The organism is Ochrobactrum sp. XJ1, assembly GCF_024701725.1.
Classification (GTDB): Bacteria; Pseudomonadota; Alphaproteobacteria; order Rhizobiales; family Rhizobiaceae; genus Brucella; species Brucella anthropi.
Genome location: NZ_VDGD01000002.1, coordinates 216,955 through 242,536 on the forward strand (window position 1 = coordinate 216,955; position 25,582 = coordinate 242,536).

A 25,582-nucleotide genomic window follows, 5' to 3' on the forward strand; every position below is an offset into this window, starting at 1 on the left:
GAGAGCAGCGACAATATGTGGGAAAAAGTGGACCAGCTAACGCCGTCGCGTTACTCGCCTTACCGTTTCTTTTCGGCTGAGGAATGGGCGGGCTTTCGCGCCGACACGCCGCTCACCCTGACCTATGACGAGGTCAAACGGCTGCGCTCGCTGGGCGATCCTATCGATCTTGACGAGGTACGGCGCATCTATCTGTCGCTGTCGCGATTGCTGTCGGCGCATGTGGAGGCAAGCCAGCTTCTGTTTGAGCAGCGCAAGCAGTTCCTCAATATGGAAGAGTCGTTCAAGACACCGTTCATCATCGGCATTGCAGGCTCTGTTGCGGTTGGGAAATCCACGACCGCGCGTATCCTGAAAGAGCTTCTGGCACGCTGGCCGTCGAGCCCGAAGGTCGATCTGGTGACGACCGACGGTTTTCTCTACCCCAATGCGGTCCTGCGCGAGCAGAACATGATGGAGCGCAAGGGTTTTCCCGAAAGTTACGATGTGGGTGCGGTCTTGCGCTTTCTGTCAGCGATCAAGGCAGGCATGAGCCAGGTGCGTGCGCCGCTCTATTCGCATCTGAGCTACGACGTATTGCCGGGCGAATATCAGATCGTCGACAAGCCGGATATTCTGATCTTTGAAGGCATCAATGTGCTGCAGGTGCGCGATCTGCCGGAAGACGGCAAGATGGTGCCCTTCGTCTCCGATTTCTTCGACTTCTCGATCTATATCGATGCGGAATCGCAGCTGATTCACAAATGGTATATCGACCGCTTCATGCGGCTGCGGGAGACTGCTTTCGTCAATCCGGAATCCTTCTTCCATCGCTATTCGCAGCTTTCGGAAGATGCGGCGCGTTCGATTGGCGAAGGACTGTGGAACAATATCAACCTGAAGAACCTCAAGGATAATATCCTGCCGACGCGCCCGCGCGCCGATCTGATCCTGCGCAAGGGCAGCGATCACCTGATCGAGGAAGTGGCGCTGAGAAAAATATAAAAGCGGAAGATATAGTAACGACAATGCCGCAAACGTTGCGCATGTATCAAGTGGATGCCTTCACCGACTGCCTGTTTGGTGGCAATCCGGCAGCCGTTCTCATTCTCGACGCGTGGCTGTCCGACCATCTGATGCAGGCAATCGCCAGCGAGAACAATCTGGCGGAAACGGCTTTTGCCTGCCGCGACGGGGATAGCTGGCGTTTGCGCTGGTTCACCCCAACGACGGAAGTCGATTTCTGCGGCCATGCCACGCTGGCGACGGCGCATGTCCTTGCTGCACATTATGATGTTGAAGGGGATATGGATTTTGAAACCCGCGTCGGCCCGATCCGGGTTTCTCGTTCGGGCAGCGGTTATGTCCTCGACATTCCGTGTTTTCCGCCGCAACCATTGGCGGAACTGCCGACCTCCATCGCTCCGCTTTTTGACAGATCGGACGGGAGCCGGTTCTTCCGCAATTTTGAAAACATCTTCGTTGAGCTTGCAGACGAGGCGTCCGTACGCGTTTTCGTCCCTGACTTGCCGCAGATTGCGAAACTGGGACCCGTCGGTCTAGTTGTCACGGCAAAGGGCGTGTCGCATGATTTTGTCTCGCGCTATTTTGTACCTGGCGCGGGCATTCCTGAAGATCCCGTCACCGGGTCGATTCACGCTACGCTTGTACCCTATTGGAGCCGGAAATTGGGAAAGAACCGACTGCATGCACAGCAGGTGTCGGCACGTGGCGGACATCTTCTTTGCGAACTGAAAGACGACCGCGTCCTGCTTGCGGGCAAGGCCGTCACCTTCATGGCGGCGGAAATCTATCTGCCGGATGTTGATGGCGGAGAGTTTCCGCCCCGTGGTTCCTTTTAATCGTAAGAAACCTTGCCGCGGCCCTTCTTGATGTCGGATCGTCCGGACTTGGCCTTGAGGCGGCGTTCGACGGAGCCTTTTGTGGGCCTGGTCTTCTTGCGTGGCGGCGGCGGTGGTTCGGCAGCTTTGGCAATAAGCGCGATCAGCCGTTCGCGCGCGTCCTCGCGGTTGCGCTCCTGGGTGCGGAAACGATTGGCCTCGATCAGAATATCGCCGTCCTTGGTACCTTTCTGTCCGGCAAGCTTGAAGAGCCGTGACAGGATATCTTCCGGCAGGCCTGCTCTCACGGCATGAAAGCGCAGCTGCACGGCAGTCGAAACCTTGTTGACGTTCTGACCGCCCGGCCCGGAGGCACGAATGAAGCTCTCCTCCAGATCGTCTTCACGGATCGTCAGGCGATTGGTGATGCGGATGATGTTCCGGTTCTCTTCCATGACGGGGAGATATACCGCTTTGTATCCCTTATACAAAAGAAAAACCCGGCCTTTCAGCCGGGCTCTCCCTCCTCCTCAGGATGCTAAAAGCATGTCTCCAAAAAGTGGGAACCGGTTTTTGGATAAAGACATGCGTAGAAAAAGCTATTCCGCAGCGATACGGATCGCTGGCGCCGCGTCCTTTACCTCGTGATCGACATGGCTTTCGAATTTCTCGAAATTCGTGACGAACATGTCGACAAGCTTCTTGGCCTGCGCGTCATAGGCAGCCTTGTCGGCCCAGGTCGAGCGCGGATCGAGAATGGACGTGTCCACACCCGGTACGTCGACCGGAACCGCGAAGCCGAAATTCGGATCGATGCGGAATTCGGCGTCGTTCAGCGAACCGTCAAGCGCGGCGGCGAGCAGAGCGCGGGTTGCCTTGATTGGCATGCGCTTGCCGACGCCGTAAGCACCACCGGTCCAGCCGGTATTGACCAGCCAGCAATCGACCTTGTGCTCGGCGATCAGCTTGCGCAGAAGATTGCCATATTCCGACGGATGGCGCGGCATGAACGGTGCGCCGAAGCAGGTCGAGAAGGTCGCTTCCGGTTCGGTCACGCCCTTTTCGGTACCGGCGACCTTGGCCGTGTAACCGGACAGGAAGTGGTACATGGCCTGTGCTGGCGTCAGCTTGGCAATCGGAGGCATTACGCCGAAGGCATCGGCGGTGAGCATGATGATGTTCTTCGGCTGGCCGCCCTTGCCCGACTTCGATGCATTCGGGATGAAATCGAGCGGATAGGCGCAGCGGGTGTTTTCCGTCAGCGAGCCGTCATCGAAATCCGGCTGGCGGTTCTCATCGAGAACGACATTTTCCAGCACCGTGCCGAAACGCTGCGTCGTCGCGTAGATTTCCGGCTCCGCTTCGGCGGACAGACGGATGGTTTTGGCGTAGCAGCCGCCTTCGAAGTTGAAGATGCCATGTTCGCCCCAGCCATGCTCGTCATCGCCGATCAGCGTACGGGTCGGATCTGCCGAAAGCGTGGTCTTGCCGGTGCCGGACAGGCCGAAGAAGACGGCGGTGTCGCCGTTCGGGCCTTCATTGGCCGAGCAGTGCATCGGCATCACACCCTTCGCAGGCAGGATGTAGTTGAGTGCGGTGAAAACCGACTTCTTCATCTCGCCGGCATAGGACGTGCCGCCGATCAGTACGATCTTGCGGGTCAGGTCGACCGCGATGACGGTTTCAGTGCGCACGCCATAGCGTTCCGGATCCGCCTTGAAGGATGGCAGGTCGATAATCGTCATTTCCGGCACGTAGGAAGCAAGCGCTTCCTGTTCCGGACGGATCAGAAGATTGCGAATGAACAGCGAATGCCAGGCATATTCGGTGATGACGCGGGCATTGATCTTGTTGTCGGCATCGGCGCCGCCGATGAGATCCTGAACGAAAAGCTCCTTACCCTTCGCATGGTCGATGAAATCGGCATAAAGAAGCTCGAAGGCCTCGCGGCTCATCGGCTTGTTGTTGTCCCACCAGACATGATCTTCCGTGTCGGCATCGCGCACGACGAACTTGTCTTTCGGCGAACGGCCCGTGTGCTGTCCGGTGCGTGCGACAAGTGCACCCTGCGCCGACAGTTCGGCTTCGCCCCGGCGAACGGTTTCCTCATAAAGCCGGGCGGCCCCAAGGTTGTAAAAGACTGCGGAGATTTCCTTCAGTCCTGAAGTGGCAATGGAAGCGGCCGTGTTGTGAATGCCGGTCTCTCTCATGATGTCTCCGCCATATGGTTTGACAATTGATCGGTCTCGTTTCGCGCCTACCAGATTGATCGCGAAACTGAGGATGGCAGTCAGAAACAGATTAATCGTGGCAATTCAAATATTTAATCGATTTAAAATTTTTGAAATTTTTTTAAATCGTTTAATCTATGCGTTATGAGCTGTGAGTTTCGGGGAATGAAGGTCGGGCTGGCATTAACCAAAGCGCGATTCGGAGAGCGTCGTTTCGCGGCTTCTTCCGGTGCCGCCACATTTTGTACCTAATTTGTACTGCACAAGCAGGCACATTATACTAGTATCGATGTGTAATAAGGCGCTCGATCTATAACCCGCCAGTCTCTGGCGGCTGAAAGACGTCACCAGCCGGATATTCCGGTTGGCTTAGTTGAAGGAGAAAGGTTCGCATGAAGGAAGCTTCGGCAACGCAGACAATTGCGCTGGTCGACGACGACCGCAACATCCTGACCTCCGTGTCCATAGCGCTGGAATCGGAAGGCTATCGGGTCGAAACCTACACCGATGGCGCGTCCGCGCTGGACGGTCTGATGGCGCGTCCGCCCAATCTTGCGATCTTCGATATCAAGATGCCGCGCATGGACGGTATGGAGCTTCTGCGTCGTCTGCGCCAGAAATCCGACCTCCCCGTCATCTTCCTCACGTCCAAGGACGACGAGATCGACGAGCTTTTCGGCCTCAAGATGGGCGCGGATGATTTCATCACCAAGCCGTTCTCGCAGCGCCTTCTGGTCGAGCGCGTCAAGGCGGTACTTCGCCGGGTTGCCGCACGCGATGGCACGGCCAAGCCGACCGGGCAGCAGGCCAAATCGCTTGAGCGCGGCCAGCTGGTCATGGATCAGGAGCGTCACACCTGCACCTGGAAGGGCGAGCCGGTAACGCTGACGGTCACTGAGTTCCTGATTCTTCATTCGTTGGCACAGCGTCCGGGCGTCGTGAAAAGCCGTGACGCCCTCATGGATGCGGCTTATGATGAGCAGGTCTATGTGGATGACCGTACCATCGACAGCCATATCAAGCGCCTGCGCAAGAAGTTCAAGGCGGTTGACGACGATTTCGAAATGATCGAAACGCTCTATGGCGTCGGCTATCGCTTCCGCGAGGCTTGATAGATAATTACATATCGCCAGTCCGTAAGGTCTGGCGGTAGTTTAATGAGAGCAGACAGAGCGACATGGTCGCAGAAACCGGGAACGACGGCCTTATCGGCCAGAAATCGGATTTGCGCGAACGCAGGGCCCGGCGGCAGCGCTCGGTGTTCTGGCGTCGCTTCTTTGCGCCCCTGCGCAAGTTTCTTGGCCAATATCTGTTCTCGAGTCTGACGCGCCGTATCCTGTTTCTCAATCTGGCGGCGCTGGCGGTTCTTGTTTCCGGCATTCTCTACATGAATCAGTTCCGTGAGGGGCTGATTGATGCAAAGATCGAAAGCCTGCTGACGCAAGGCAAGATCATTGCAGGCGCAATCTCGGCTTCGGCGACCATCGATACCAATTCTTTGATGATCGACCCGGAAAAGCTTCTGGAGCTTCAGGCCGGGCAAAGCCTGACGCCATCACCGGATTCGCCCGACAATTGGGAATTTCCGATCAATCCGGAAAAAGTTTCTCCCTTGCTGCGCCGGTTGATTTCGCCGACGAGCACGCGGGCGCGCATCTATGATCGCTACGCCAATATGTTGCTCGATTCGCGCGCACTCTATTCACCAAGCTTCCCTTCGGCGGGGCCTGTACTTCGCTACGACCTGCCGCCGATCGAGGAAGAGACGCCGACCATCTGGGAACGGGCCGGGACGTGGATTTCGCATCTGTTCTATGGTGGAGGCCTGCCGGTCTATCAGGAGCAGCCGGGCGGTAACGGCCTTGCCTATCCGGAAATCGTCAAGGCGCTGGCCGGTTCGCCGCAAACAGCGCAGCGACGCAATGAAAAGGGCGAGCTGGTCGTCTCGGTTGCCGTCCCGATCCAGCGCTCGCGTGCAATATTGGGTGTACTCCTGCTCTCCACCGAAGGCGACGACATCGACAAGATCGTGCAGGGTGAACGCATGGCGGTTTTCCGCGTGTTCGGCGTCGTTTCTCTGGTCATGGTCATTCTGTCGCTTTTCCTCGCATCGACGATTGCAAGCCCGCTGCGCAAGCTTTCTGCTGCGGCAGACCGCGTTCGCCATGGTGTGAAGAGCCGTGTGGAAATTCCCGATTTCTCCGAACGTCAGGATGAGGTCGGCCATCTTTCCACGTCGATCCGCGAAATGACCGATTCGCTCTACACCCGTATCGAGGCCATCGAAAGCTTTGCCGCCGATGTCAGCCATGAGTTGAAGAACCCCCTCACCTCGCTGCGCAGCGCTGTCGAAACCCTGCCGCTCGCCAAGACCGAAGAATCGCGCAAGCGGCTTCTCGATATCATCCAGCATGACGTTCGCCGCCTCGACCGCCTGATTACCGATATTTCCGACGCTTCGCGTCTCGATGCGGAACTTGCGCGCGAACATATCGACCGCGTCGACATGAAGACGCTTCTGACCAATCTCGTAACGGCAGCGCGCGAAGTGCGCCGCAACAAGGTCGGAACGGAAATCGTCTTCGATACCGGCAAACTGCCTGCCGGAAAGAAGGGTTTCTATGTTGCCGGTCATGATCTGCGTCTTGGTCAGGTGGTGAGCAATCTGATTGAAAATGCCCGTTCTTTCGTGCCGGACGATACAGGCCGCATCGTCGTGTCGCTGAGTGGCGAAGGCAGTCGCTTGCGCGTGCTTGTCGAGGATAATGGTCCAGGCATTCCGATCGAGAATATCGAGCGCATTTTCGAGCGATTCTATACGGACCGTCCGGCCTCGGAGGCTTTCGGCCAGAATTCCGGTCTCGGCCTTTCGATCAGCCGCCAGATCATAGAAGCGCATGGCGGCACGCTGACTGCAGAGAATACTGTCGATCCGGCAAAGCCCGACCAGTTCAAGGGTGCGCGCTTCATCGTCGACCTGCCTGCAAGCCCATGACACCTGAAGAGGAAAAAAGCGGGCTTCATGCAACCACGCTTCAGGTTCAAGGCCGTGGTGTCATGATCATGGGGCGTTCCGGCGCGGGCAAGACCGAACTTGCGCTGACACTTGTGGAAAGAGCCCTCCTTCGTGGAGAGGTCGCTTCACTGGTCGCTGACGACCGCACATTGCTTCACGTGGAGAGCGGCAGGCTGATCGCCAGCGTTCCAGCCGCCCTTGCTGGTGGCGTGGAGATTCGCGGCGCGGGGCTTTTCAAGGTCGCTTTTGCGGAGGCCGCTCCGCTTTATCTCGTCGTCCGGCTTGTGGATCGTGACGAGGCCGAACGCTATCCAAGTGGTGAAATGTGGGAATTCGAGGGCATCTCACTGTCCCGACTTCTTTTGCCGGCTTTGTCGTCGAATGGCGATTCCAACGCGCTTTCGCGGGCCATCGAAGCCACCTTGTTCTATGAAAAATGGCCCTCCTCCGAGGGCTGAAACAGGCTTCGTTACGAATCGGCTAATATTTCACAGCGCTGCGGCATTTTGCTTTTTTAGTGGCAGCGTGGAAATTTTTCACTTGCTATCAAGATTTGCGCTGCCAAGATGCACAACTCGCCGGCGCTTTTCCGGCGTGGTTTCAGTGCCATCTGACACTCTGGCGGGGTGATGCGGCGGGCACGCGACGGGAGCTTTTATAGTATGATCGGACTCGTGCTTGTCACGCACGGAAGGTTGGCCGAAGAGTTTTTGCATGCTGTTGAGCATGTAGTCGGGCCGCAAGACAATTTCGAGACCGTTTGCATCGGTGCCGAAGACGATATGGAACAGCGTCGGCGGGATATCGTTGATGCGGTGGAACGCGCCGATAATGGCAGCGGGGTCATCATCCTGACCGATATGTTCGGTGGTACACCGTCCAATCTCGCCATTTCCGTCATGAAGGAAGGCAAGGTCGAAGTCATCGCAGGTGTCAATCTGCCGATGCTTATCAAGCTGTCGAGCGTCCGCATCGGGGGCGACATCAAGACAGCCCTGCGTGAGGCGCAGGATGCGGGGCGCAAATATATTAATGTTGCGAGCCAGGTCCTGACAGGAAAGTAATTCATGCACTCCAGCGTGCCCGTTACCGGTGAATACGAACCCGAAACTGCAGTTTCCCGATCCTTCGAGATCGTCAACAAGCGCGGACTTCATGCCCGCGCTTCGGCCAAGTTCGTGCAACTGGTCGATGGTTACAATGCGCATGTCCGCGTGAGCAAGGACGGCATGACCGTTGGCGGCACGTCGATCATGGGGCTGATGATGCTCGCCGCGTCACCCGGCTGCTGCATCGACGTTAGTGCCTCCGGTGAACAGGCCGATGCCGTGTTGGAAGCCTTGCAGACACTCATCGCCGACAAGTTCGGCGAAGAATGCTGAAGAACAAGACTGTGGCCGCCGTGGGTGATCTCAACGATCCGGTGGCCGTTTTTGATGCAGGGATCGGCAGTTATGCTCTGGTTGAACTGATCAGGCGCAGCCAGCCGCAGCGCGACATCATCTATTTTGCTGATCGGGCCAGTTTCCCCTATGGCGCCAAAAGCCGCGATCAGCTGCTTTCCATCATGCGCAGCACGATCCAATACCTCACAAGCCTTGGCGCTCAAACAATTGTCCTTGCTTCCAACGCGCCCTCGGTCATGGTCCTCGACACATTGAAAAGCGAGTTCGCCGTACCGGTTTACGGTGTGGCGCCGCCGGTACGCACTGCCCTTGCGATGAGCCACAGCGGCAAGGTTGCCGTTTTGGGGGTGCGTTCGATGATCGAGAGCGAAGAACTTGCATGTTTTGTCCGAACACAGGCCGATAACCCAGGCGATGTCGCTCTGATCAATGCGTCTGCGATGGTGGAGCTGGTGGAAAACGGCGCTTTTCTTCGGCAACCGGACGAGACCGCGCAAAAGGTCGCCGCATTCTGCGATGACATTGCTGCGAGCCACCCTCATATCGACACGCTGACACTTTCCAGCACCCATCTGCCATGGCTCAGACCGTTTTTCGAAACGGCCCGTCCCGGCTGGCAGTTTCTTGATCCGGCGGATGACGTGATCGCTGCACTCCCGCTACCCGAAGGCGGCTCCGGTCGCACAGTTGCCCTTGTCACGGAAAGCGAAACCTATCCCGTTGCCGAGTTTCGCCACATGCTCGAAATATTGCAGGCCGATCTTCCTTTGACGGTCATCGACCCCGTATTCGACAAACTTGTCTGATATGCACGTATAAAGATTTCTTTATATTGCGTTGTGCTTCTGGCGGCGATCTGCTAGTCAAGGCGGCAGCCGGAGCGCTTTCCCGTGTGGAAAGCCGCCCCATATTGGAATGCAATCCCGGCCGCTGATTACATCTTTATCGAGCTGGAACTGCCTTTTATTGGAGCAAGCGATGACCGCAAGCCAAGATTTTGTCGTCAAGGATCTTAGCCTGGCCGATTGGGGCCGCAAGGAACTCGATATCGCAGAAACCGAAATGCCGGGCCTGATGGCTGCCCGCGAGGAATTCGGCAAGTCGCAGCCGCTGAAGGGCGCACGCATTTCCGGATCGCTGCATATGACGATCCAGACCGCCGTCCTGATCGAAACCCTGCAGGCGCTGGGCGCTGAGGTCCGCTGGGCCTCCTGCAACATTTTCTCGACGCAGGATCATGCGGCTGCCGCGATTGCCGCAACCGGCACGCCGGTTTTCGCCATCAAGGGCGAAACGCTTGAAGAATACTGGACCTATACCGACCAGATCTTCCAGTGGCCGGACGGCGAACCGTCCAACATGATCCTCGACGATGGTGGTGACGCCACCATGTATATCCTCATCGGCGCGCGCGCCGAAGCAGGCGAGGACGTTCTGTCGAACCCCGGTTCGGAAGAAGAGGAAGTGCTTTTCGCGCAGATCAAGAAGCGTATGGCTGCAACGCCGGGCTTCTTCACGCGCCAGCGCGACGCCATCAAGGGCGTGACGGAAGAAACCACCACCGGCGTCAACCGTCTTTACCAGCTGCAGAAGAAGGGCCTCCTGCCCTTCCCGGCCATCAACGTCAATGACAGCGTCACCAAGTCGAAATTCGACAACAAGTACGGCTGCAAGGAATCGCTCGTTGACGGCATTCGTCGCGGCACCGATGTCATGATGGCTGGCAAGGTTGCCGTCGTGTGCGGTTATGGCGATGTCGGCAAAGGCTCTGCCCAGTCGCTCGCCGGCGCAGGCGCACGCGTGAAGGTTACCGAAGTCGATCCGATCTGCGCACTTCAGGCTGCAATGGATGGTTTCGAAGTCGTAACCCTCGACGATGCCGCTTCTACAGCCGATATCATCGTGACCACGACCGGCAACAAGGACGTGATCACCATCGACCATATGCGCAAGTTCAAGGACATGGCGATCGTCGGTAATATCGGTCACTTCGACAACGAAATTCAGGTGGCGGCACTCCGCAACCTGAAATGGACCAATGTGAAGCCGCAGGTCGATCTGATCGAATTCCCGGACGGCAAGCGCATCATCCTGCTTTCCGAAGGCCGCCTGCTCAATCTGGGCAATGCAACTGGCCATCCGAGCTTCGTCATGTCGGCTTCGTTCACCAATCAGGTTCTGGGCCAGATCGAGCTCTTTACCCGCACCGACGCCTACAAGAATGAAGTCTATGTGCTGCCGAAACATCTCGACGAGAAGGTCGCGCGCCTGCATCTCGACAAGCTCGGCGCCAAGCTGACTGTGCTTTCCGAGGAACAGGCTGCCTATATCGGCGTCACTCCACAGGGCCCGTTCAAGTCGGAACACTACAGGTATTAACCATACGTTAAGCATTGCACTACATGTTGAGGCCGGGCGGTTGACAAACTGCCCGGTCTTTCTTTTTGCGTGCAAGATGCTTCACGTGGATTCGCCGGAAGGGTATTGTGTAGGCGAATCAAGGTGTTTGAGCGGGTGTTTGCGTTGTGCGTTTTTTGCCGGTTGTGGCGGGAAGCGACAGGACGATTCATCCCCAGAATACCTCAAAACGCGATGACCATCGTGCACTGTGGCGGCGTGCGTATGGTCAGGCTTTGATGTGTATTGAAGTGTTTTAATACGGCCGGTCTGCCTTCGTGGCGGTTTTCATGGCCGGGTGGCGGAGAAAAGGACAACATGCCAGATTTCGGCGCAACGGGGATTTTGCGGAATGTTTCCGCAATCGTTACTGGCAGGCAATGGCTTCCTGCCGCCCATGTTGCAAAGCCGTTCGCATGGCTTGCTCCGAAAAAAGCCCTGATGAAGGCTTCTGTTTCTCTTTCGACGCTTTTCGCCGCCATGCCTGCCTTCGCACAGGGCGCGGAATCGGCGCGTATCGCCCTGCCCTTCGGCGGTGGCAGTATCGGCGCTTTCGAAGTCATCCAGTTTTCCATGTTCCTAGGTGTGATGGGCGCAGCGCTTCTTTCTGCGGGCTGGCTGATCCGCGAACGATCGCGCGTTGCCGCAGAAAACAAGGAACTGCGTTCCAAATTCGCCGACCTCAATCTGGTCGCCCAGCGCAATGAAGCGCTGCTTAACCTCAAGGATCAGCGCATCGTGGTCTGGGATGGCCATAGCACACGCGCTGAAGTCGTCGGACTGTTGCCAGACGATAGTGCGGCCCCGCAGGATCGCTCCACCTTTCTGGCATTTGGCCGCTGGTTGCGCCCGCAATCGGTCGTGGCGCTTGAGCGCGCCATTGGAATGCTGCGTGAACAGGCACGGTCTTTCGATCTCACGGTTGAAACTGTCAACGGCACTCTGCTCGACGTGCGCGGACGCACATCGGGCGGCTTTGCTGTTGCCCGGTTCCTCAGCCTGCAGGGCGTGCAGGCGGAACGCGCGGCACTGCAGGCGCAGAACCGTGAATTTTCCGAGCGTATCGAGCTTTTCCGGCGTCTTCTCGACCGGATCGACCAGCCGGTATGGACCCGCGACGCCGGTGGTCGCGTCGAATGGGTCAACGCCGCCTATGCGCAGGCAGTCGATATGGCGGATGCGAGCCAGGTCATTTCAGAAGGGCGCGAGCTTTTCGGCGCACAGGCGCGTCAGCGACTGGAGCGTGATCGCTTTGCCGAGCCTGTCCTGCAGGAACAGCTGACGGCTGTGGTGCATGGTGATCGCCGTTTGTTCAACGTGACGGATGTGAGTGCTGAAACGGGTTCTGTCGGCCTCGGTTTCGACCAGACCGAAGTACAGGCGGTGCGGGAAGAACTGAACCGCACCATGAAGAGCCATGCCGAAACGCTCGACCAGCTTTCGACCGCTGTGGCGATTTTCGATCCCGAGATGAAGCTGCAATTCTTCAATCAGGCTTTTGCCAAGCTTTGGTCACTTGATACGGCTTGGCTGGAATCGCAGCCGAGCAATACGCTGATCCTCGACCGCCTGCGTTCGGAAGGTAAACTTCCAGAGCAGCCGGAATGGCGCAAATGGAAGGATTCGGTGCTTTCTGCCTATCGCGCAGTCGAGCCGCAGGAACATATGTGGCATCTGCCGGATACGCGGACGATGCGCGTCGTCGCCAATCCGCATCCGCAAGGCGGTGTGACCTGGTTCTTCGAGAACATGACCGAAAAGTTCGAACTCGAAGGCCGTTACAACACGCTCATCAAGGTGCAGGGTGAAACGCTCGACCATCTGGCGGAAGCCGTGGCGGTGTTCGGCTCTGATGGCCGCATCCGGCTTTCCAACCCGTCCTTCGCCGATCTTTGGGCGCTGCCGATGCCGCTCATTGTCGAAGGCACGCATATTTCGTCGATTGCCAGGATTTGCGGCGAGCGCGGCGGCAACGGATTGTGGGATGATTTCGTCTCCACCGTCACTGGCTTTCTCGATACGCGTGACGGGCGCATGGGACAGGTGGAACTGGACGACGGCACCATTCTTTCCTTCGCCGTGGTGCCGCTGCCGAAGGGCCAGACCATGCTGACCTTCATCGACGTCACCGACACCGTGCGCGTCGAACGAGCGCTCAAGGAAAAGAACGAGGCGCTGGAACTGGCCGACCAGATCAAGAACGATTTCGTCCAGCACGTTTCCTACGAACTGCGTTCGCCACTCACAAACATCATCGGCTTTACCGAGCTGTTGCAGACACCGGCTTTCGGGTCGCTCAACGAGCGCCAGATCGAATATCTCGACCATATCAGCACGTCGTCATCGGTATTGCTGACCATCGTCAATGATATTCTTGATCTCGCAACGGTCGATGCAGGCATCATGGAATTGGAGGTCGGTGAGGTTTCCGTCGTGGAAGCGATTTCCGCTGCCGCCTCCCGTGTCGGCGAGCGTATGCGCGACCACGATATCGGGCTCGACATCGACATTGCCGACGACGTGGATGTATTCAAGGCCGATGCAAACCGCGTCCGTCAGGTGCTTTTCAACCTCCTGTCCAACGCCACCAACTATGCGCCGGAAGGCTCCAGCATCCATCTGCAGGTGGCGCGCGAGGGGTCGGAAGTGGTCTTTGCCGTCCACGATGACGGTCCCGGCATGCCCGGAGAAGTGCTCGACACGGTTTTCAAACGCTTCCAGTCCTATCCGAATGGAGGTCGCCGTCGTGGTGCCGGCCTCGGACTTGCCATCGTCAAGAGCTTTGTCGAGCTGCATGGCGGGTCGGTCGATATCGATACGGGTTCCGGTCGTGGAACAACGGTCATTTGCCGTTTTCCGTCGGAAACACGTAGCTTCCGCGTCGCTGCCGAATAAGGTAAAGGGTGCCCATGAGCGCCTCACAATCCAGTATCAGCTATTTCTTGCCCGACGAAGCTGCAACACAGCGTTTCGGCGAGGATTTCGCCCTCGCCCTGCAGAAGGGCGATCTTGTCACGCTTTCCGGCGATCTGGGGGCGGGAAAATCCTCGCTTGCCCGCGCTATCATCCGGGCAATTGCTGATGATGAGGGGCTGGATGTCCCAAGCCCGACTTTCACGCTGGTACAAAGTTACGAGACTTTGCGCATTCCTGTTGCCCATGCCGATCTTTACCGTATTTCACACGGCGAAGAACTGGATGAGTTGGGGTTGCCGGAGTTCCTGGAAGATGGCGTGGTGCTGGCCGAATGGCCGGAGCAGGGCGACAGTTTCCTGCCCGAACCGTCGTTTGCCGTCACGCTGAGCCATGAAGGAGCAGGGCGGCGTATTACCGTGTCGGGACCAGCGGCTGCGATCCAGCGGCTGGAACGCTGTCGGATGATCCGCGCATTTCTTGAAAAAAACGACCGGGGAGAGTCCACGCGTCGTTATTTCCAGGGAGATGCTGGTCCACGTAGATATGAACTCATCACAAGTGCCTCTGATGGTGTGGAAGTTCTCATGAACGCGCCAGCGATGCCCTATGATCCGCCACTACGTAATGGCAAGTCCTATCGCCAGCTTGCCCATATTGCAGAGAATATTCAGGCTTTTGTGGCAATTGATGGCTTGCTTGCAAAACATGGTTTTCGCGTGCCGCAAATGCGTGCGGTAGATATTGATGCAGGGCTTTTGATCCTTGAGAACCTCGGGACCGAGGGTGTGCGGGCATCGTCCGGTGAACCTGTCGCCGAACGCTATGAGGCCGCCGGACGCTTTCTGGCGCATCTGCATGGCGTTGCCTGGCCTGACCATGCACCTGTGGCGAGGCATCCCGACCACATCATCGCCGGTTTCGACCGTGATGCGATGATGATCGAGGTTAGCCTCATCGGCCAGTGGTACGCGCCGCGCATGATGGGAAGGCAACTTACAGACGCAGAAAAGCAAGCTTACGAAGCCGCATGGGATCACGTGATCGCCGACATTGCCGATGTTGAGAAGAGCCTGCTCTTGCGCGACTATCATTCGCCGAACCTGTTCTGGTTTCCAGAAGCGGAAGGCAAGGACAAGATCGGTGTCATCGATTTTCAGGATGCGATGATTGGACCGGCGGCCTATGACGTGGCTTCGCTGGCCCTTGATGCGCGCGTGACGATTTCGCCGGAGCTGGAACAGGCTGTGGTCGCTGCCTATTGCGATGAGCGTTGTGCGCTCGGACATGCGTTCGACGAGGCTTTGTTCCGCAAGGCCTATGCGGCCATGGGCGCACAGCGTAACGCCAAGCTTCTCGGTCTTTTCGTGCGGCTCGATGAGCGTGATGGTAAGCCGGATTATCTAAAACATCTGCCACGCATTCATGACTATCTCGGGCGTGTGCTGAAGCATTCGGTCATGGCGCCAGTGGCGGCGTGGTTTGAGGAATTGGGATTGATGCAGCAGGAAGAGGCCGCGCAATGAGAATGCCTGAAATGGTCCCGACGACGGCTATGGTTCTTGCCGCCGGACTTGGCAAGCGCATGCGTCCCATCACCGAAACCATTCCTAAACCGCTGGTCAAGGTGGCGGGCAAGCCCTTGATCGACTGGGGGCTTGATGCGGCGGCGCAGGCGGGCATTGGCACCGCAATCGTCAATGTGCACTATTTAGCCGGCCAACTGGAAGCGCATCTTCGTGACCGCAACGATCTTGAGATCGTGATTTCGGACGAACGCGAAATGCTGCTCGATTCCGCTGGCGGCATCGTGAAGGCGCTGCCGATACTCGGAACAGAACCGTTTGTCATATTGAATGCCGACACATTCTGGGTCGGCGACGAGAAAGCTCCTAATCTGTTGGCGCTCGCTGACGCTTGGGATGCCGACCGAATGGATATTCTCCTGATGACGGCACGTCTCGATCAGGAAACGGGTTATGAAGGCAAGGGTGATTTCGTTGCCGACGAAAACGGGCATCTGCGCCGCGCACGGGACATCTCCGGCGAGCCGGTGATCTATGCGGGAGCAGGGATCATCCATCCTCGTATCTTCGCTGGCGCGGAGCCCGGTGTGTCCTCACTCAACCGCTATTTCGACGAAGCGATTGCAGCCGGTCGCCTTTATGGTATGCCAATGACCGGGCACTGGCTGACCGTTGGAACGCCGGATGCAATCGGCGAGGCGGAGGCAGCGCTTACCGCATTTGCATAAGGAGGTAAAACGCATGAGCGCAAGACGGCCCAGAGATGGGAAACAGCGCCTGTTTTCAATTCCTCCCGGCACGCCGTTTTTGCCCGTCTTTGCCAAGGTGCTTCTGGAGGGACGGTTAGTAGAAGGTTTTCCCGGCAAACCGTCCGATCCACTGGCGTTGGCCAACGCGACCATCTATGTGCCGACACGCCGTGCGGCGCGCGCGTTGAGATCGATACTCGTCGATAGGAATTCGACAAAAAGCGCTATTTTGCCGACGATAAAGCCGCTTGGCGATGTGGATGAAGATGCCGCTTTCTTCAATGCCGGTTCATCGGGTGTCTTCGATATAAATCCACCGATTGGTACAGCAGAGCGGCTTCTGCTTCTGGCACGATTGATCCGCCCGTGGCGGGAATCGCTGCCTTCGCATGTGCGCGCCCTTTTCGGTGTTGACGATGTTTCGGTTCCGGCAACGACTGCCGATGCAATCTGGCTTGCCCGCGATCTTGCGGGGCTGATGGATCAGGTCGAAACCGATGGGGCTAAATGGAGCGAGCTTGCGGGAATTGCTCCGGAAGACCTCGCCGACTGGTGGCAGGTCACGCTCGGCTTTCTTAACATCGTCACCAATCTGTGGCCGGATATTCTGGCAGAACGCCGGCTTTCGAATCCCGCCGCGCATCGCAATGATCTCATCTGGAGCGAAGTGAAGCGCCTGCGGGATCATCCGCCCGCCGGACCGGTTATCGTTGCCGGTTCCACCGGTTCCATACCGGCGACGGCGGAATTGATTTCCGCCATTGCGGATTTGCCGAATGGCGCGGTGGTGCTGCCCGGGCTGGATCGCGATCTGGACGATGCAGCCTGGCAGATGCTGGCATCGGCAACCGATAATCCTTCGACCTTCGGTCATCCCCAGTTCGGTTTGCGCAAGCTTCTCGATGCAATGCAGACATTGCGTGCGGATGTGGAACATCTGGACGATATGCCTGCCTCGAAACGCCTGCGCGAACGGGTGGTCAGTGAAGCGCTTCGTCCGGCGGAAACGACCGATGCGTGGGGACAGCTTGCACGCGATCCCGATATGCAGCCGAAAGCCTTGCAGGAAGCAGCGCAGACGATCGATCTGATTGAAACCGCGAATGAGCGGGAAGAAGCGCTTACTGTGGCTCTCGTCCTGCGCGACGCGATCAATGATGAAGGCAGAACAGCCGCGCTTGTTACGGCAGACCGCAATCTGGCGCGGCGCGTGGTGGGTGAACTTGCCCGTTTCGGCATCGACGCCGATGATTCCGGCGGGCGGCATCTGCGTGATGTCGAGACCACGACATTGCTACGGCTGCTGGTCGAGACCGTCTTCAACCCGGGCGACCCGGTTGCGTTGCTGGCGCTGGTCAAGCATCCGCTGCTACGGCTGGAAGCTCCCCGCATCGAGCGACGCCTTGCTGCCGAAACCCTGGAACTCATCGCCTTTCGCGGTGGCACGGGCCGCGCATCCGTGCTCGATCTTCCTGCATTTTTCGACCGGCGGTTGGAGGAAAGTGCCGGCCAGCCATGGCAACCGGCATGGCACGACACGGTCACACCGGACATGATCGCCGCTGCCCGAAATCTTTGCGAAAGCCTATCGAACGCGGTGGCACCATTGGCGCCTTTCGTTATCGCTGGACGCAGGACCGAGATCGGTGAAATCGCGCGGGCCACGGTGGAGGCGCTGGAAAATCTTGCTCGGAATGAAAAGGCCAGCATCGCGCCTTTCTATTCCGGTGAACGTGGCGAGCAGCTTGCCATCTTTTTGCGTGGTCTGGTTTCGAGCGAAGCCGGGCTCGATTTTGAAGCGTCGGAATGGCCAGCCGTACTGGATGCCCTGATGGCGGGTGAGACGGTGAAGCCGCATCCGGGCGGTCATCCGCGCCTCTTCATCTGGGGTGCGCTGGAAGCGCGCCTGCAAACCATGGACACGGTGGTTATCGGTGGCCTCAACGAGGGGAGCTGGCCCGCACGCACCCGCAACGACCCATTCATGTCACGCCCCATGAAGTCGATGATCGCGCTCGATCCGCCCGAACGCCGCACCGGCCTTGCCGCCCACGATTTCCAGATGGCGCTCGGCATGGACCATGTCGTGCTGACGCGCTCGCAGCGTTCCGACAATGCCCCGACCGTGCCATCGCGCTGGCTTCAACGACTTGAAACAGTGCTGGGTGCGGATGTGACCGCCGAAATGCGCAAGCGCGGGGCTCGATTCATCCAGTGGTCGCGCGAAATCGATCGTGACGAAGATGTGCCTTTCGTGAAGAGACCGCAGCCTGCGCCGCCGGTCCTTGCGCGCCCGAAGCATTTTTCGGTAACGGAAATCGAAACGTTGCGCCGCGATCCCTATGCGATCTTCGCCAAGAAGATATTGAAGCTGCGGCCGCTGGAACCCTTGATCCGCGACCCGGCTGCCGCCGAACGCGGCACTTTGTTCCACGATATTCTGGGCCATTTTACGCAGGAGGCAATCGATCCGCTGGCGCCCGACGCTGCAGAGCGGTTGATGGAGTTGGGGCGCATCCTCTTTGCCGATATGGATCTGCCGACGGAAATAGAGGCCGTTTGGTGGCCACGCTTCACCGCGCTCATTCCGCAGTTTCTGGCTTGGGAACGCGAGCGCGCCTACAATGTCCAGACCCGCTTTGCGGAGATTTCATCCGATAAACGTGAAGTCGAAGGGCTTGGCATTACGCTTTCCGGTCGTGCTGACCGCATCGATCTGATGCGTGACGGGACAGCGGAAATCATCGATTACAAGACCGGATCGACACCATCGCCCAAACAGGCGCATGTGCTGCTGTCGCCGCAGCTGGCGCTGGAAGCCGCACTTCTGGTGCGCGGCGCGTTTCGGGAACTTGGTTCGGTCCGTGCATCCGATCTTACCTATGTGCGTCTCAAGGCGGGCGGCGAGGTGAAGCCGGAATCGATCCTCAAGATCGGACGACCGCCATCGGAAAAAACTGCACCGGCTCTTGGCGAGGAATCCTGGCAGCGGCTGGCGCAATTGCTCGTCGAATATCAAAAACCGGAAAAAGGCTATCTGTCGCGCGCATTGCCATTTCGCGAGACGGACCTGACAGGCGATTACGATCATCTGGCGCGGGTGCTGGAATGGTCTGCCGGGGGCGATGCTGGCGGGGAGGGCGGTGAATGAAAAAGGCACCCATTATCCCCGAAGAAACGCTACGGGCACAGAGCAACGCGGCAAATCCGGCGGCTTCTGTCTGGGTGTCCGCCAATGCGGGTTCCGGCAAGACCCATGTTCTGACTGAACGCGTTATTCGCCTGTTGCTGGAGGGTACTGATCCTTCCAAGATTCTCTGCCTTACCTACACCAAGGCGGCTGCGGCGGTGATGCAGAACCGCGTGTTCATGCGGCTTTCAGAATGGGCTGTCCTGCCTGACGAAGAACTCGTCGAACGTCTGAAGTCGCTGGAAGGCCGCAGACCGAACGATGCTCGTCTTGCAGCAGCGCGACGGCTGTTCGCGCGTGCGCTCGAAACACCGGGCGGACTTAAAATCCAGACCATCCATGCTTTCTGCGAAGCGATCCTGCACCAGTTCCCGCTTGAGGCGAACATTGCCGGTCATTTCGAGATGATGGATGATTTGATGCAGGCAGCCCTTGTCGGCGAAGCACGGCGCCAACTGCTCGAAACCGCGCATGGCGGCGGCGATATTGATCTCGCAGCGGCCTTTGCTGATGTTCTGCAGGCATCGGGCGAGATGGGGCTTCAATCGCTTCTGGATGAGGCCGTAAGCAGGCGCAATGGCCTGCAGACCTATATCGCCGAACTGGGCGTAACGGCGCATCGCAGCGAAGCTCTGCACCGGGCTTTCCGCTTCGACCCGCGAACCAGCGAAGATGACCTCGTCGCAGATCTCTGGCCGATACCGGAGTTTTCCGACGATGCGCTCGACCTCATCATGTCGATCCAGAAAGGCGCGTCGCGCGCGCAGGATTTTGCGCTGCAGCTTCGGCGTTTCGAAAAGGTGACGAGCCAGCGTGACCGCGAGGCCGTGTTGCGCGCAGCTTTCCTGAAAAGTACGGGCGAGCCGAAATCCGGTTCCTATGTTGGCTCGGCGGCGGTCAAGAAACTTCTGCCGGATTTCGAAGAGGATTTTGACGCGGCAGCCGCGCGTGTCGAACAGGGTCTCGACCGGCTGAAGGAATTGCGTCTGGTGCGGCTCAATCTGGCCGCGCTGACGCTGATCGACAATCTGCTGCAACGCTATCACGACCTGAAGCGTCAGCGCGGCCTGCTCGATTTCGAGGATCTCATTACCCGGACCGTGGCGCTGCTCGCCCGCAACGGGGCAGGGCAGTGGGTTCAGTACAAGCTCGATCGCGGCATCGACCATATTCTGGTCGACGAGGCGCAAGACACCAGCCCCGACCAGTGGCAGGTGATCCGCATGCTGTCGGAAGAGTTTTTCTCCGGCGTCGGCCAACGCAATATCAGCCGCACGCTTTTTGCTGTCGGCGATGAAAAACAGTCGATCTATTCGTTCCAGGGCGCGGTGCCGGCGGATTTCGCGGCGCAGGGGCGGTCCGTCAGTCTTCGCGCCGGAGATGCGGAGCTGAAATTCGAGCGCGTCAGCCTCAATTTCTCGTTCCGATCCGCGCCCGACGTCCTGCAGGCTGTAGACGAGGTTTTTGCGAGAGCCGAGGCCAATCGAGGCCTTGCAGGCGCAACGGTACATGAAGCCATTCGCTCCGATGCGCCGGGCGAGGTGGAAATCTGGGATATGCTGACGCCGGAAGTGGTGGAAGAGCCGGACGACTGGCGCGAGCCGGTCGATCATCTGGCAGCACCTGCTGTCCGGCTGGCGGATCAGATCGCAGCCACTATTCGCCACTGGCTGGATCGCGGCGAACCTATTCCGGGCCAGAACCGGCGGATCATGCCGCGTGACATCATGGTTCTGGTGCGAAAGCGCGACCAGTTCATGCCTGCTTTGTCGCGGGCGCTGAAAAACCTGTCCGTTCCGGTAGCAGGTGCAGACCGCTTGCGGCTCACCAGCCATATCGCCATTCAAGACCTGATGGCACTCGGTCGTTTCGTGCTTCAGCCTTCGGACGATCTTTCGCTGGCATCGGTATTGAAAAGCCCGTTATTCGGCTGGGATGACGACCGGCTGTTCGAGCTTGCCTATCCGCGCGGTTCAAGCCTCACGCTGTTCGAGCGGCTTTATCAGGTCTCGCGCGGCGATGCTGCACTGGCCGAGGTGCACAAGACCTTGAGCCGCTGGCGCAATATGGCCGACACGATGCCGGTGTTCGAATTCTATGCACGGATATTGAGTGCGGACGGTGCGCGGCGAAAACTACTGGCGAGGTTGGGGCCGGAGGCGGGCGATATCATCGACGAATTCCAGAATTATGCGCTTTCCGCCGAGCGTGCCGGTCTGCCCGGCCTGCAAGCCTTCCTTGAAACGCTGGAAGCGGCATCGCCGGAAATCAAGCGTGAACTCGATCAGGGGCGCAATGAAGTGCGCATCATGACTGTCCATGCCGCCAAGGGGCTGGAAGGGGCGGTGGTGTTTCTTGTTGATCCGGGAAGCGCGGTCTGGACTGGCAGTCGTGCGCCAAAGCTCATTCCTTTTGACTTTTCGAATGATAGTCCGTCGGTGAAAGGCTATCTCTGGCAACCGAATGCCGGATACCAGACCGGCTTCACGACCGCTCAGATCGAGGAGCTGAAAACGCGGGCGGAGGAAGAATATCGCCGCCTGCTCTATGTCGGCATGACGCGTGCCGAAGACCGGCTCATCATCTGCGGCTATCGCGGCACGCGTGAAAGCGGCGAAACATGGCATCGCCTTGTCGAGGATGCGTTGGCCACCAAGGCCGAGACATTCGTGCACCCCGTGCTGAATGTTGCCGCAAGACGTTATCGCAACACACCGCGCGGCATGGTCGAGATTGCCGAGCAGGATAGAACCGAAGATCATGCACTGCCATCATTTCCAGATGAATATAGAGAGCCGATAAAGCCGGAAATCGGACTGCCGCGACCGCTGGCGCCGTCCGGCGCTTCTGCGCTGATCGAAGCGGATGAAGAACCGCCGCTCGATACGTTTTCGCCCGTTCTGGGACCGGGCAATGGGACGCCAGCCTTTGCGTTGCGACGCGGCACGGCGATCCATATGCTGCTGCAATATCTGCCGGATGTCCCACAGGATGGGCGTGAAACGCTGGCACGCGACTATCTTGGGCGGATTGCTGCCGACTGGCCGGAAACGGAGCGCCAGATTGCCTGGCAAAGCGTCAGGACCATTCTGGACGATGCCACCTATGCACCGGTCTTTGCGGAAGGCTCGCGCGGGGAAGTTGCCATCATGGGCACGATTGAGCTTGGCGGGCGCGATCATGCCGTGTCCGGTCAGATCGACCGCATCAGTGTTGGCGAGGATCGTGTCCTGATCGTCGACTACAAGACCAATCGACCGCCACCGAAAACCATCGAGGCGGTTCCTTTCGCCTATCGGGCGCAGCTTGCGCTTTATCGCGAGTTGCTGGCCCCGCTCTATCCGGGGCGGATTGTCGAAACGGCGCTTCTGTTCACCGAAGGTCCGTTTTTGATGCCGCTGCCGGATGTGGTTCTGGACGAAGCGCTGCAGTCTCTGAAAGACTCTCAAGGAAAGGTGACGAACCAGAACTTGACGGATGGCAGCAGACGCGCCACATGATATAGCGAATGAAGAGCGGATCGTGTTGTGAGTCTGAAAAGATGTCTGCCGTTCTTGGTGAGAAAAGAGGATAGCCCTATGGCAACCGTTAAGGTCGATAACAGCAATTTTCAGTCGGACGTTCTTCAGTCGAGCGAGCCTGTCGTGGTAGATTTCTGGGCGGAATGGTGCGGTCCCTGCAAGATGATCGCGCCGGCTCTGGACGAAATCGCGACCGAAATGGCCGGTCAGGTCAAGATCGCCAAGGTTAATATCGACGAAAACCCGGAACTGGCTGCCCAGTTCGGCGTGCGTTCGATTCCGACGCTTCTGATGTTCAAGGACGGCGAACTCGCCGCCAATATGGTCGGTGCTGCTCCGAAGAGCCGCCTTGCCGACTGGATCAAGGCTTCAGCTGCATAATAACAGCATCATAAAAATGCAAAACCCGGCCTTCGAGCCGGGTTTTTGTTTGGAGCATTTCCAGCAAAAGTGTGAAGCGGTTTTTGCGCAGGATAATGCGACGAAATAAATACTTGGAGCGGTTCCGGCGACTCTGTTTTACTGGAACCGCTCTAGAATTTGCCGTTAGGCGGGTGGTGTGCCGTTCTCTCTCAAAACTTCACCCGCAAGGTAAAGCGAACCGCCAATCAGGATACGCGGTGGCGCTTCATCCGGGGGCCACGTGCCACGCAGAAGTTTCAACGCGTTGGCAACCGAATGCACAGGCTCTGCCGACAGGTTGGCTTTCTGGGCCGCGACCGCCAGCTCATCATTGGGGATACCCGCATCGCTGGACGGAACAGGCACGGTGAAAACATGCCGCGCCATACCGGCAAAAGCCTCGAAATAGCCGACCGGGTCCTTGGTGTTGATCATGCCGGTGATGAGGAACAGCGGGCGTTCATTGCGTTCTTCCAGATCGCCAAGCGCCTCGGCGATGACTGCGCCCGCACCGGGATTATGACCGCCATCAAGCCAGATTTCGGAGGCCGCCGGGGCCATATCCACGAGCGCACCATGGGTCAGGCGCTGCATACGTGCTGGCCAGTCCACCACCATCAAGGCCTTTTCGACGGCTTTGTCGGTCAGGCTGAAACCAGCCATCTGCACCGCCTCGATTGCCGCTGCGGCATTGGAAATCTGATGGCGTCCGGGCAAGCGCGGCAATGGCAGGTCGATCAGACCGTCCTCGTTCTGGAACACCATGCGACCATGCTCCTCGAAGGCGAGGAAATCCTGCCCGTAAACCGAAACCGGACAGCCAAGCCGGTCGGCAGTCGAGACGAGAACTTCCCGCGCTGCATCGAAAGGCTGGAAACCGACAACGACCGGACAATCCTTCTTGATGATACCGGCTTTCTCGGCGGCAATCAGCTCCACGCGGTCGCCAAGATAGGCCTGATGGTCGATGGAAACCGGCATGATGAGCGAGACGGCAGGCTCGGCAATGACATTGGTGGCGTCGAAACGTCCACCAAGGCCGACTTCCATAACGACGACATCTGCCGGGTGCTCGGAAAAGAGCACGAAAGCCACAGCGGTCAGGATTTCGAAAACGGTGATGTGCTGGCCGCCATTGGCTGCCGCAACGCGCTCTATGGCGTCGGCCAGAACTTCGTCACTGACCAGCCTGCCGCCGCCGGGCGCCGCCAGACGGTAGCGCTCATGCCAATTGACGAGGTGCGGCGAAGTGTGGACGTGAACATCAAAGCCGCCCGCTTCCAGAAGCGCGCGGCAGAAAGCTGTCGCGGATCCCTTGCCGTTGGTTCCGGCAATGTGGATGACCGGCGGCAATTTCAGATGCGGATTGCCGAGCTTTTCCAGAAGACCGCGGATGCGGTCTAATGAAAGATCGAAGCCCTTTGGATGCAACTGCATAAGCCGCTCGATTGCGGCGGCGGCTTTTTCTGTCACGATCAGGCTGCCTTGTCGGTTGCTTCCGTTTTTTCGTGTTCCGGCGCGTCGCTATTGCCCGGCTGCCTGGTCATGATCTTGAGAAGGCGCGCAATCGTGTCCTTCAGCTCGAGACGCGAGACGACCATGTCGACCATGCCGTGTTCCATGAGATAATCTGCGCTTTGGAAGCCTTCCGGCAGCTTTTCACGGATCGTCTGTTCGATGACGCGCGGTCCGGCGAAGCCGATCAGTGCGCCGGGTTCGGCAATGTGGATATCGCCCAGCATGGCGTAGGAAGCCGTCACGCCGCCCGTAGTCGGATTGGTCAGAACGACGATATAGGGCAGGCCAGCTTCTTTCAGCATTTCCACAGCAACCGTGGTGCGCGGGAGCTGCATGAGCGACAGGATGCCCTCCTGCATGCGTGCACCGCCCGAGGCGGCGAACAGAACCAGCGGACGCTTCAGCTCGATGGCCTTTTCAAAGCCCTGGATGATCGCTTCGCCGGCACCCATGCCGAGCGAACCGCCCATGAAGCCGAAATCCTGAACGGTGGCGACAATCGGCAGGCCGTCAATGGTGCCGAGGCCGTTGACGATAGCGTCATCCATGCCCGTGCGCGTGCGATAATCCTTGAGACGATCGATATATTTCTTCTCGTCGCGGAATTTCAGCGGATCGACCGGCACTTTCGGAGCTTCAAGCGTGGTGTATTCGCCATTGTCGAAGAAGAAACGCAGACGATCCTTCGCCTTGATGCGCATGTGATGACCCGAGGACGGGATCACAAACTGGTTGCTCTCAAGGTCCTTGTGAAACACCATTTCACCGGTCGACGGATCCTTGATCCAGAGGTTTTCCGGCATTTCACGACGGCCGAGCATCGAATTGATCTTCGGACGGACGTAGTTGGTGATCCAGTTCATGACGTTTGCTTCCGTTTCTTGTTCTTCGGC

Annotated in this window: 19 protein-coding genes; 15 read left to right on the forward strand and 4 right to left on the reverse strand. The window is 58.3% G+C overall.

Annotated features, from left to right (window positions below; all coding sequences use genetic code 11):
• Positions 1-15 precede the first annotated feature (15 nt).
• Positions 16-984: a type I pantothenate kinase gene (gene coaA, locus FG152_RS03875; protein ID WP_010657674.1), complete on the forward strand. Its 969-nt coding sequence runs from the start codon at positions 16-18 to the stop codon at positions 982-984.
• A gap of 23 nt (positions 985-1,007) precedes the next feature.
• Entirely contained in the window at positions 1,008-1,841 is an 834-nt protein-coding gene (locus tag FG152_RS03880; protein ID WP_029926295.1) for a PhzF family phenazine biosynthesis protein, read from the forward strand.
• On the opposite strand, the gene arfB is transcribed toward FG152_RS03880, so the two are convergent.
• Together arfB and FG152_RS03890 are read right to left on the reverse strand one after the other, a co-directional pair.
• Complete coding sequence (gene arfB / locus FG152_RS03885) at positions 1,838-2,275, reverse strand: alternative ribosome rescue aminoacyl-tRNA hydrolase ArfB (protein ID WP_010657676.1); 438 nt, start codon at positions 2,273-2,275, stop codon at positions 1,838-1,840. The genes FG152_RS03880 and arfB overlap by 4 nt on opposite strands.
• A gap of 144 nt (positions 2,276-2,419) precedes the next feature.
• Positions 2,420-4,030, reverse strand: coding sequence for a phosphoenolpyruvate carboxykinase (locus FG152_RS03890; RefSeq protein ID WP_029926292.1), 1,611 nt, complete (start codon positions 4,028-4,030; stop codon positions 2,420-2,422).
• Positions 4,031-4,443: 413 nt separating this feature from the next.
• Here FG152_RS03890 and FG152_RS03895 point away from each other — a divergent pair, with 413 nt between their 5' ends.
• From FG152_RS03895 to trxA, 13 genes are all read left to right on the forward strand, one after another.
• Positions 4,444-5,163, forward strand: a complete 720-nt coding sequence (locus tag FG152_RS03895) for a response regulator transcription factor (RefSeq protein ID WP_006468074.1) — start codon at positions 4,444-4,446, stop codon at positions 5,161-5,163.
• Positions 5,164-5,228: 65 nt separating this feature from the next.
• Entirely contained in the window at positions 5,229-7,046 is a 1,818-nt protein-coding gene (locus tag FG152_RS03900; RefSeq protein ID WP_454623004.1) for a sensor histidine kinase, read from the forward strand.
• On the forward strand, positions 7,043-7,525 hold the full coding sequence (locus FG152_RS03905) for an HPr kinase/phosphorylase (protein ID WP_029926288.1): 483 nt from the start codon (positions 7,043-7,045) through the stop codon (positions 7,523-7,525). The genes FG152_RS03900 and FG152_RS03905 overlap by 4 nt, the downstream gene beginning before the upstream one ends.
• A 204-nt stretch (positions 7,526-7,729) precedes the next feature.
• On the forward strand, positions 7,730-8,131 hold the full coding sequence (locus FG152_RS03910; protein ID WP_006472522.1) for a PTS sugar transporter subunit IIA: 402 nt from the start codon (positions 7,730-7,732) through the stop codon (positions 8,129-8,131).
• Between the two features lie 3 nt (positions 8,132-8,134).
• Positions 8,135-8,449, forward strand: a complete 315-nt coding sequence (locus FG152_RS03915; protein WP_010657680.1) for an HPr family phosphocarrier protein — start codon at positions 8,135-8,137, stop codon at positions 8,447-8,449.
• Positions 8,443-9,279 (forward strand): glutamate racemase, encoded by an 837-nt coding sequence (locus FG152_RS03920; protein WP_454623005.1) that lies wholly within the window; start codon positions 8,443-8,445, stop codon positions 9,277-9,279. The genes FG152_RS03915 and FG152_RS03920 overlap by 7 nt, the downstream gene beginning before the upstream one ends.
• Positions 9,280-9,451: 172 nt before the next feature.
• Entirely contained in the window at positions 9,452-10,852 is a 1,401-nt protein-coding gene (gene ahcY / locus FG152_RS03925; RefSeq protein WP_012091050.1) for an adenosylhomocysteinase, read from the forward strand.
• Between the two features lie 459 nt (positions 10,853-11,311).
• The gene (locus FG152_RS03930) at positions 11,312-13,765 is read left to right on the forward strand and encodes a sensor histidine kinase (RefSeq protein ID WP_235784330.1); all 2,454 of its coding nucleotides are present in this window, start codon (positions 11,312-11,314) and stop codon (positions 13,763-13,765) included.
• A 14-nt stretch (positions 13,766-13,779) separates the two neighbouring features.
• Positions 13,780-15,309, forward strand: coding sequence for a tRNA (adenosine(37)-N6)-threonylcarbamoyltransferase complex ATPase subunit type 1 TsaE (gene tsaE / locus FG152_RS03935; RefSeq protein ID WP_029926281.1), 1,530 nt, complete (start codon positions 13,780-13,782; stop codon positions 15,307-15,309).
• Positions 15,306-16,037, forward strand: a complete 732-nt coding sequence (locus FG152_RS03940; RefSeq protein WP_029926279.1) for a nucleotidyltransferase family protein — start codon at positions 15,306-15,308, stop codon at positions 16,035-16,037. Before tsaE ends, FG152_RS03940 begins: the two co-directional genes overlap by 4 nt.
• Before the next feature lie 13 nt (positions 16,038-16,050).
• On the forward strand, positions 16,051-19,209 hold the full coding sequence (gene addB, locus FG152_RS03945; RefSeq protein WP_498985315.1) for a double-strand break repair protein AddB: 3,159 nt from the start codon (positions 16,051-16,053) through the stop codon (positions 19,207-19,209).
• Positions 19,206-22,748 (forward strand): double-strand break repair helicase AddA, encoded by a 3,543-nt coding sequence (addA, locus tag FG152_RS03950; RefSeq protein ID WP_454623007.1) that lies wholly within the window; start codon positions 19,206-19,208, stop codon positions 22,746-22,748. Before addB ends, addA begins: the two co-directional genes overlap by 4 nt.
• Positions 22,749-22,826: 78 nt before the next feature.
• Positions 22,827-23,150: a thioredoxin gene (gene trxA, locus FG152_RS03955; RefSeq protein WP_006473274.1), complete on the forward strand. Its 324-nt coding sequence runs from the start codon at positions 22,827-22,829 to the stop codon at positions 23,148-23,150.
• Positions 23,151-23,315: 165 nt separating this feature from the next.
• Here trxA and FG152_RS03960 read toward each other — a convergent pair whose 3' ends face one another.
• Positions 23,316-24,608: a bifunctional folylpolyglutamate synthase/dihydrofolate synthase gene (locus FG152_RS03960; RefSeq protein WP_029926273.1), complete on the reverse strand. Its 1,293-nt coding sequence runs from the start codon at positions 24,606-24,608 to the stop codon at positions 23,316-23,318.
• 38 nt (positions 24,609-24,646) lie between these two features.
• Complete coding sequence (accD, locus tag FG152_RS03965; RefSeq protein ID WP_012091042.1) at positions 24,647-25,552, reverse strand: acetyl-CoA carboxylase, carboxyltransferase subunit beta; 906 nt, start codon at positions 25,550-25,552, stop codon at positions 24,647-24,649.
• Positions 25,553-25,582: the final 30 nt, after the last annotated feature.

Coding starts and splice junctions, on each gene's coding strand:
- coaA (WP_010657674.1), top strand. CDS start 16: ATGTGGGAAAAAGTGGACCAGCTAACGCCGTCGCGTTACTCGCCTTAC.
- FG152_RS03880 (WP_029926295.1), top strand. CDS start 1,008: ATGCCGCAAACGTTGCGCATGTATCAAGTGGATGCCTTCACCGACTGC.
- arfB (WP_010657676.1), bottom strand. CDS start 2,275: ATGGAAGAGAACCGGAACATCATCCGCATCACCAATCGCCTGACGATC.
- FG152_RS03890 (WP_029926292.1), bottom strand. CDS start 4,030: ATGAGAGAGACCGGCATTCACAACACGGCCGCTTCCATTGCCACTTCA.
- FG152_RS03895 (WP_006468074.1), top strand. CDS start 4,444: ATGAAGGAAGCTTCGGCAACGCAGACAATTGCGCTGGTCGACGACGAC.
- FG152_RS03900 (WP_454623004.1), top strand. CDS start 5,229: ATGGTCGCAGAAACCGGGAACGACGGCCTTATCGGCCAGAAATCGGAT.
- FG152_RS03905 (WP_029926288.1), top strand. CDS start 7,043: ATGACACCTGAAGAGGAAAAAAGCGGGCTTCATGCAACCACGCTTCAG.
- FG152_RS03910 (WP_006472522.1), top strand. CDS start 7,730: ATGATCGGACTCGTGCTTGTCACGCACGGAAGGTTGGCCGAAGAGTTT.
- FG152_RS03915 (WP_010657680.1), top strand. CDS start 8,135: ATGCACTCCAGCGTGCCCGTTACCGGTGAATACGAACCCGAAACTGCA.
- FG152_RS03920 (WP_454623005.1), top strand. CDS start 8,443: ATGCTGAAGAACAAGACTGTGGCCGCCGTGGGTGATCTCAACGATCCG.
- ahcY (WP_012091050.1), top strand. CDS start 9,452: ATGACCGCAAGCCAAGATTTTGTCGTCAAGGATCTTAGCCTGGCCGAT.
- FG152_RS03930 (WP_235784330.1), top strand. CDS start 11,312: ATGAAGGCTTCTGTTTCTCTTTCGACGCTTTTCGCCGCCATGCCTGCC.
- tsaE (WP_029926281.1), top strand. CDS start 13,780: ATGAGCGCCTCACAATCCAGTATCAGCTATTTCTTGCCCGACGAAGCT.
- FG152_RS03940 (WP_029926279.1), top strand. CDS start 15,306: ATGAGAATGCCTGAAATGGTCCCGACGACGGCTATGGTTCTTGCCGCC.
- addB (WP_498985315.1), top strand. CDS start 16,051: ATGAGCGCAAGACGGCCCAGAGATGGGAAACAGCGCCTGTTTTCAATT.
- addA (WP_454623007.1), top strand. CDS start 19,206: ATGAAAAAGGCACCCATTATCCCCGAAGAAACGCTACGGGCACAGAGC.
- trxA (WP_006473274.1), top strand. CDS start 22,827: ATGGCAACCGTTAAGGTCGATAACAGCAATTTTCAGTCGGACGTTCTT.
- FG152_RS03960 (WP_029926273.1), bottom strand. CDS start 24,608: ATGCAGTTGCATCCAAAGGGCTTCGATCTTTCATTAGACCGCATCCGC.
- accD (WP_012091042.1), bottom strand. CDS start 25,552: ATGAACTGGATCACCAACTACGTCCGTCCGAAGATCAATTCGATGCTC.